This is a genomic window from Actinomycetota bacterium (assembly GCA_030776725.1).
Taxonomy (GTDB): Bacteria; Actinomycetota; Nitriliruptoria; order Nitriliruptorales; family JAHWKO01; genus JAHWKW01.
Genome location: JALYHG010000271.1, coordinates 1 through 7,770 on the forward strand (window position 1 = coordinate 1; position 7,770 = coordinate 7,770).

Genomic DNA, 7,770 nt, shown 5'->3' on the forward strand with positions numbered 1-7,770 from the left:
CTCGATCCTGCGGCTGTGGACCGGCACGGCGGTGCTCAACCTCGCCGGCGGGTGGGTCGTGGCCGCCCTGGTCATCAGCGGCTTCCCGCAACTACGTCCGGTCGCGATCAAACTCGGCGAGCACTTCGCGGACCTGGGCATCGGCTGGCGGTCGTTCGCGATGGCGATGCTGGCGGGGATGATCATCACCGTCATGACGTGGATGGTGGAGTCGACCCGGTCGCGGGGTGCGCAGATCGTCGCGTCGGCTGGGGCGGGGTTCCTGCTCGCCGCCGCCGAGATCAACCACTGCATCGTGGCGTCGCTGGAGATGTTCGCTGGCTTGATCGCCGGAGCGCCCTACTCGTACCTCGACTGGCTGGCGGTGTTCGCGTGGGCGGCGCTGGGCAACATGGTCGGTGGGGTCGGGCTGGTCACCGTCATACGGTTCGTGCAGGTCGGCAGCTCCGCACGCCGCGCCGCCGGGGACCACCCACGTCCGCCGCGGGACCAGGTCGAGAGCCACTGAGCCCAGTGCGTGCGGTCACGCCCGTGCGCGGCGCCCGCGGCTGGGGTCGGGGTCGTCACGGCCAACGACCGCGTCGAGCCAACGCCCGACGAGCGCGAGGCCCACGGCGCGCACGTACGGCTCGCGCCGGTCCGCTTCGGCCGCCAGCGCGTCAGGATCCACCCCGGCGCGCTCGAACCGGATGCGGTTGCGGGGCTCGCTGCACCAGGCCGCGACCTGGGCCGCGTCCACCTCGGGATGGAACTGGACGCCGTAGGACAGACCGTCGGGCGCGCGCCACGCCGCCACGCCATCCGAGCCGGTCAGCGTCGCCACCGCGCCATCCGGGAGACGCACCACCTCGTCGTCGTGGATGAACAGTGTCGCCGCGCCGTCGGGCCAGCCGGCGAAGACCGGGTCGTCGCGGCCTTCTGCCGTGCGCTCGAGCGGGACGAACCCGATCTCGGGAACGCCGCGTGCGCGGACCTCGCCGCCCAGGATCGCGCCGAGCAGCTGCACCCCCAGACAGATGCCGAACAGCGGCACGCCCCGTCTGAGAGCTGCTCGCAGCCCGGCGATCTCGCCTTCGAGCCACGGGTGGTCCGCCGTGTCGTGGACGCCCATCGATCCGCCCAGGACCACGATCCCGCGCACGTCGTCGAGGTCGGGGAACGGGGCGCCGGCCGACACATCAACCAGCCGCCACGGTCGGGTTGCCGCGCGGGCGTCGAGGACCTGGGTCAGGGCGCTCGGCCCCGCCATCTCGACGTGCTGCACGACGAGCGTCTCGCCGTAGTCGTACTCGGGCTCGGGGGGTTCGGTCATGACCGGCCAGCGTAGTGTTCGACCGGGCGACAGCCAGCCGCGCTGCGCACGGCACAGGTCACTTCCGGGTGTGCGCGGAGGCGGGTACCCGGCGCGTGATGATCGCGCGAAGCGGATCGTTCACGACGCCGCCCGATGTGACCGACGAGGAGCCTCTCGAGTCGCGGGTAGCCTCGCGGTCTGCGGGACGCCAGGAGGAACCTCTGCCGGTCATGGCGACGTGGTGGTCAGTGATCGCGCTGATCGCGGTGGCGCTGGGCGGCTGCGGCAACGACGGTGGCGGCGGTCGTGGCGACACCGGCAGCCAACCCACTCGGCAGGCGGTCGGTCTGGGCGAACAGCCCCAGGTGACGGTCCCCGACGAGCCACCGCCTCGAGAGCTCGCCGTCGATGACCTCGTGGTCGGAGACGGGGCGCCAGCAGCACCCGGCGACATCGTCACGGTCCACTACGTCGGCGTGCGCTACGCCGACGGGGAACAGTTCGACTCGTCTTGGAACCGCGGCATCCCGGCGAGGTTCTCACTCGCGCAGGTCGTGCCCGGGTTCGCCAAGGGCATCGCCGGGACCGACGGGATCGAGGCGATGCGCGTCGGGGGCCGGCGGGCGCTGATCGTGCCCCCGCACGAGGCGTACGGGCACGACCCACCGGCGGGCGCCCCGGCCGGGACGCTGATCTTCGTGGTCGACCTGATCGCGCTGGATGAGTGACCTCGAAGCGCTGATCCACCGCGCCGACCCCAGCGAACTCCTGCTGGAGATCGACCGGCTCGTCGACCGACGTGACTGGGACGGCCTCGTCATGCTGCGTGACCGTTGCGAGGCCGCCGTCGAGCTCGGCAAGCAGCTGTGGCCGGTGGCGCAGTTCGCCGAGTACCGGCTGGCGCTGGAGGCTCCCGGACCGTACGCGGCGGGCGTGTGCCAGCCTGGTGCCGGCCGGTTCGCGCTCGGGCCGCTGACCGAGGTCGCCGCCTCCACCCACCGCTGGGATGACCTCGCCGATCACCTGCCGACACCGTGGATAGCCGCCACGGTCGCGCAGGAGCGCGTGATCCGTGGCGAAGACCTCAGCGGCGACCCCCGCGCCCACGCGGAAGAGTTCGACCTGCCACTGCGGCTGCAGCCATGGGAGCCGCCCTACCCGCTCCCCACCTACCGCCCCTACGACCGCCACGAAGGCGGCCCCGACCCGATCGACGTGGAGCACAGGCCGGCACATGCGGCGCCGGCTCCGCCGGTCGATCTCCCCCACATCAAACGCGCCCTGGCCGACGTCGCCGGCGAGTGGGCGGAACGGTCCAACGGCGGCTGTCACGTCGTCACCGTCGGGGGAGACGCGGTCGGCGCCGCTGCGGGGCTCCTGCCCGACGCGGTGGCGATCGCCCCGTTGTCCGCCGCCGACGCGCTGGCGCGCCTGGCGTGGACCGCCGCGTCGGGCGGGGCGTACGGCCGCCGCCGCGGGATGGCAGCGGCTCGCTCCGCGCTGATGTGGTTCGTCCACCAGGCGACGTCGCTGCCCTTCCCGGCCGACCTCGACGCTCTCAACGAGGCGGTCGTCGCGGACCTGACCTGGTACCACCTGGCCGGCGGTGAGGGCGACCGCGGATGGAACCTCCGGCTGGCGGTGGAGAACCGCAGCGCCGGGTGGGCCGCCGCCATCGACGCCTGGGACCGGTTCCGCGACGACGCTGACGGCGCAACCACCAACCGACCGTGGTAGTCCGAGCGAGGACGCGCATGGATGACGAGCGACCGCAGCCCGACCTCGGGACCCTCCAGCGCCTCCTCGGCACCTGGCAGGGGCAGGGGACCGGCCACTACCCGACCATCGACGACTTCGCCTACGTCGAACGGGTCACGTTCGAGCACCTCGGCAAGCCGTTCCTCGTCTACACACAACGCACCCGCCACCGCGACGACGGCCGGCCGCTGCACGCCGAGAGCGGGTTCCTGCGTCACGGCCAACCCGGGCGCGTGGAGCTCCTGATCGCCCAACCGACCGGGATCGTCGAGGTCTACGAGGGTCCGTACGACGGGACCGTGATGGACATCCGGGCCACCACCATCGGCCTGGCTGCCACCGCCAAGCCGGTCCGTTCCGTGCGGCGCCGCTTCCACGTCGACGGCGAGCTTCTCAGCTACGACGTGTGGATGGCTCACGGCGACACGCCCGAGACCCACCACTTGCACGCGGAGCTGCGCCGCCCCTGAAACCCACGGGTGTCCGACCGCCGGGGAGCCCCACCAGCGTCCGGGGCGATCCACGTCCATGGTGGAACCGGACCACGGCAACGGAACAGGAAGGGCCTCCATGACGTCCATCGCACGAGTCACCGAGATCAGCGCCAAGTCCGAAGAGAGCTTCGAGGATGCGATCGACACCGGTATCCGGCGTGCGCAGCGAACGCTGCGGAACGTGCGCTCCGCCTGGGTGAAGGAGCAGCGTGTCGACGTCGGCGAAGACGGCATCGCGGGCTACCAGGTGAACATGCTGGTCACCTTCGAACTGGAGGAGTGAACACGGGCGCTTGCCCTCATGCTGATCACCCGTGCTGACCAGATCGTGGCGGGCGCGCGGATCCTGCGACGGGTCGCCCGCCGCCTGATCCTGCGAGCGGGGAACCGCCGGGGCTGCGCGCACCCGGCCGGTGTGGCCAAGGTGGGGCTGGGTAGCATCGTTGCAAAACGCGGAGAAGACGCGCGCGATGGTTGACACCACCTCCTCCTCTCCCTCGACCGCCGGCGGCGACGGCTTCGGGGTGAACACCTGGCTCGTCGACGAGTTGTACGAGCAGTACCTGGCCGACCCCGACTCGCTGTCGCCGAGCTGGCAGGAGTTCTTCGAGGACTACCGCCGCGAGGACCAGCCGCGTCGCGCTCGCGTGGAGACCACCGAAGCGAACGACGTCGCCACCCGGGCGCGGGCCAAGGCTGGCGCCCGTGGTGAGCCGGCCGCTGCCGCGGAGGCGTCGGTCGAGGACGCCAAGCACAAGGACGCAGCGACCCGCGGCAGCCCCGCCGAGACCGCCGAGCCGGCAGCTCGCGAACGCCGTCCGGAGCCGATCGACGAGGAGCCGCCCCGCGAGCAACCCACCGCCGCGCCCGAGGAGCCACGAGCTGAACGGCTCCGCGGCATCAAGGCCCGCATCGCCGAGAACATGGATGCCAGCCTGCAGGTCCCGACCGCCACCAGCGTGCGGACGGTGCCCGCCAAGCTCCTGGAGGTCAACCGCACGATCGCGAACAACTACCTGCGCCGGGTCTACGGCGGGAAGCTGTCGTTCACGCACCTGATCGCGTACGCCGCGGTCCGCGCGCTCGACGCGGTCCCCAACATGCGGTTCGTCTTCGCCGAGGTGGACGGCAAACCCGGCGTGGTGCGTCGCGACCACGTCAACCTCGGCCTCGCCGTCGACGTCGAACGCGGCGGGGAGCGTCTCCTCCTGGTCCCGTCGATCAAAGAGGCCGACACGCTCGATTTCCAGGCGCTCCTCGACGCCTACGAGGGCCTGATCCGCAAGGTCCGGACCAACAAGCTCGAGCCGCAGGACTTCGCCGGCACGACCATGACCATCACCAACCCCGGCACGATCGGGACGGTCATGTCGGTCCCCCGTCTGATGCAGGGGCAGAGCGTCATCCTGGGTGTGGGCGCGATCGACCACCCGGTCGAGTACCAGGCGGCCGACCCGCGCACGTTGGCCAAGATCGGCGTGTCCAAGCAGATCACGCTCACCTCCACCTACGACCACCGCGTGATCCAGGGAGCCGAGTCCGGCCTGTGGCTGCACCGGATCCATGAGCTGCTGCTCGGCGACGACGGCTTCTACGACGAGGTCTTCCGTGCGTTGACGATCCCGTACGAGCCGGCCCGCTGGCGCCAGGACGTCAGCCCGTTGGACTCCGACCTGGCGATGCTGGACAAGCAGGCCAACGTCGACCAGCTGGCGCACATGTACCGCGTCCGCGGTCACCTGATCGCCGACCTCGACCCGTTGGCGCAGAAGCCGCCGCAGATGCATCCGGAGCTCGACCCGGTCACCTACGGCCTGTCGATATGGGATCTCAACCGCGAGTTCATAACCAGCTTCGGTGGGAACGGCACGATGCCGCTGGGGCGGATCCTGGGGCTGCTGCGTGACGCGTACTGCCGCACCATCGGCATCGAGTACATGCACATCCAGGATCCCGACCAGAAACGCTGGATCCAGGAGCACGTCGAAGGGGTCGAGTGGGAGCTGCCGCCGGAGGACAAGCGCCACATCCTCCAGCGTCTCAACGCGGCAGAAGCCTTCGAGCGGTTCCTGCACACGAAGTACCTCGGGCACAAACGGTTCAGCCTGGAGGGCAGCGAGAGCTTCATCGCCCTGCTCGACGCGGTGCTCGACCAGGCGTGCCTGTCACACATGGTGGAGGTCGTGATGGGGATGGCTCACCGCGGCCGCCTCAACGTGCTCGCCAACATCCTGGGCAAGTCCTACCGCGACATCTTCAGCGAGTTCGAGGGCGACATCGATCCGCAGACGGTCCAAGGGTCCGGAGACGTCAAGTACCACGTCGGCCAGACCGGGGTTTTCCGTTCCCGCGCGGGTGGTGAGGTCCGCGTCACGCTGCCGTCCAACCCGTCGCATCTGGAAGCGGTCGACCCGGTGGTCGAAGGGATGGCCCGGGCCAAGCAGGACCTGATCGACGAGCCGGGGACCTTCCGGACGCTGCCGGTGCTGGTCCACGGCGACGCGGCCTTCGCCGGACAGGGCGTCGTGGCGGAGGTGTTCAACCTCAGCCAGCTCCGCGGGTACCGCACCGGCGGGACGATCCACATCGTGATCAACAACCAGCTGGGGTTCACCACCCCCCCGGAGGCGGCTCGCTCGTCGGAGTACTCGACCGATATCGCCCGGGCCGTGCAGGCCCCGATCTTCCACGTCAACGGCGACGACCCCGAAGCGGTGGTCCGGGTCGCACGCCTGGCGTTCGACTACCGCCAGACCTTCCACAAGGACGTGGTGATCGACCTCGTGTGCTACCGCAGGCTCGGCCACAACGAAGCCGACGACCCGTCGTACACCCAGCCGCTGATGTACTCCAAGATCGAGAACAAGCGGTCGGTGCGCAAGCAGTACACGGAGCGGCTGGTCAAGCGCGGCGACATGTCGATGGAGGACGCCGAGGAGCTCCTCGACGACTTCCAGCGTCGGCTGGACGAGGCGTTCGACAAGACCAAGGACTCGCGACCGCCGGACGTCGCGGTGGCGCGCCAGCCCGCGCCACCCCGGGGCGTCCTCCCACCCGTGGACACCGGTGTGAAGAAGGACGCGCTCGACCGGGTCGTCGACACGATCTTCACCGAGCCCGAGCACTTCACCATGCATCCCAAGCTCAAACGGCTCTTCGATCGGGCGGCGCAGCGTTACCGCGACGAGGGACGGGTGGACTGGCCGCTGGCCGAACAGTTGGCGTTCGGGTCGCTTCTGCTCGAGGGGATCTGGATCCGTCTCGCCGGGCAGGACAGCCGCCGCGGCACGTTCTCGCAACGGCACGCCGTGCTGGTCGACTACGAGACCGGTGAGGAGCACGCCCCGCTGGCCCACCTCAGCTCCGACCAGGGCAAGTTCTTCATCTACGACTCGTTGCTGTCGGAGTACGCCGCGGTGGGCTTCGAGTACGGGTACTCGGTGGCGAACAAGGACGCGCTGACGATCTGGGAGGCGCAGTTCGGTGACTTCGTCAACGGCGCGCAGATCATCATCGACCAGTTCATCGTCGCGGCCGAGGACAAGTGGAACCAGACGTCGGGTCTGGTGCTGCTGCTCCCGCACGGGTACGAGGGGCAGGGTCCCGAGCACTCGTCGGCGCGGCTCGAGCGGTTCCTGGTGCTCGCGGCCGAGGACAACATCCAGGTCGCCAACGCGACCACCGCCGCGCAGTACTTCCACCTGCTCCGCCGGCAGATGCGCCGCGACGTGCGCAAGCCCCTGGTGGTGCTCACCCCGAAGTCGCTCCTGCGCTCCAAGTACTCGGCGTCCGCGGTGGAGGACCTGACCACCGGGCACTTCCACGAGACGATCGACGACCCGTCCGTGGAGGATCGGGGATCGGTCCGTCGGGTCATCCTGTGCTCCGGGAAGATCGCCTTCGAGGCCATGGAACGGCGCGACGAGATGGACGCTCCGGTGGCGGTGATCCGCGTCGAGCAGCTGTACCCGTGGCCCGAGGAGCAGGTGAGCGAGCTGGTCGCCTCCTACCCCGACGGCGACGAGGTGGTGTGGCTCCAGGAGGAGCCCGAGAACATGGGCGCCTGGCCCTTCGTGCACAGCCGCCTGCACCGCATCCTCCGCGACGACTACGTGCTCACCCACGTCGCCCGCTTCGAGTCGGCCAGCCCCGCGTCCGGCAGCAGCACCATCCACGACCAGGAGCAGGAGCAGCTGCTGCGGCGGGCGTTCGACGGCCTGGGCT

At 70.2% G+C, this 7,770-nt stretch carries 7 protein-coding genes; 6 read left to right on the plus strand and 1 reads right to left on the minus strand.

The genetic code is table 11. From position 1 onward, the window contains the following. The coding region (locus M3N57_13065) for a formate/nitrite transporter family protein (protein ID MDP9023600.1) at positions 1-508 on the plus strand (508 nt) is incomplete at its 5' end. A gap of 15 nt (positions 509-523) precedes the next feature. Here the strand turns inward: M3N57_13065 and M3N57_13070 are convergent. After that, on the minus strand, positions 524-1,312 hold the full coding sequence (locus M3N57_13070) for a type 1 glutamine amidotransferase (GenBank protein MDP9023601.1): 789 nt from the start codon (positions 1,310-1,312) through the stop codon (positions 524-526). A gap of 329 nt (positions 1,313-1,641) precedes the next feature. Between M3N57_13070 and M3N57_13075 the strand changes: the two genes are divergently transcribed. The 5 genes from M3N57_13075 to M3N57_13095 form a co-directional block, all read left to right on the plus strand. After that, on the plus strand, positions 1,642-2,022 hold the full coding sequence (locus M3N57_13075; GenBank protein ID MDP9023602.1) for an FKBP-type peptidyl-prolyl cis-trans isomerase: 381 nt from the start codon (positions 1,642-1,644) through the stop codon (positions 2,020-2,022). Then, the gene (locus M3N57_13080; GenBank protein MDP9023603.1) at positions 2,015-3,031 is read left to right on the plus strand and encodes a hypothetical protein; all 1,017 of its coding nucleotides are present in this window, start codon (positions 2,015-2,017) and stop codon (positions 3,029-3,031) included. Before M3N57_13075 ends, M3N57_13080 begins: the two co-directional genes overlap by 8 nt. A gap of 17 nt (positions 3,032-3,048) precedes the next feature. Continuing rightward, positions 3,049-3,522 (plus strand): FABP family protein, encoded by a 474-nt coding sequence (locus M3N57_13085; protein MDP9023604.1) that lies wholly within the window; start codon positions 3,049-3,051, stop codon positions 3,520-3,522. Positions 3,523-3,622: 100 nt separating this feature from the next. Further along, complete coding sequence (locus M3N57_13090) at positions 3,623-3,829, plus strand: dodecin family protein (protein MDP9023605.1); 207 nt, start codon at positions 3,623-3,625, stop codon at positions 3,827-3,829. Between the two features lie 187 nt (positions 3,830-4,016). Then, a partial coding sequence (locus M3N57_13095; GenBank protein ID MDP9023606.1) for a multifunctional oxoglutarate decarboxylase/oxoglutarate dehydrogenase thiamine pyrophosphate-binding subunit/dihydrolipoyllysine-residue succinyltransferase subunit occupies positions 4,017-7,770 on the plus strand: 3,754 nt, incomplete at its 3' end.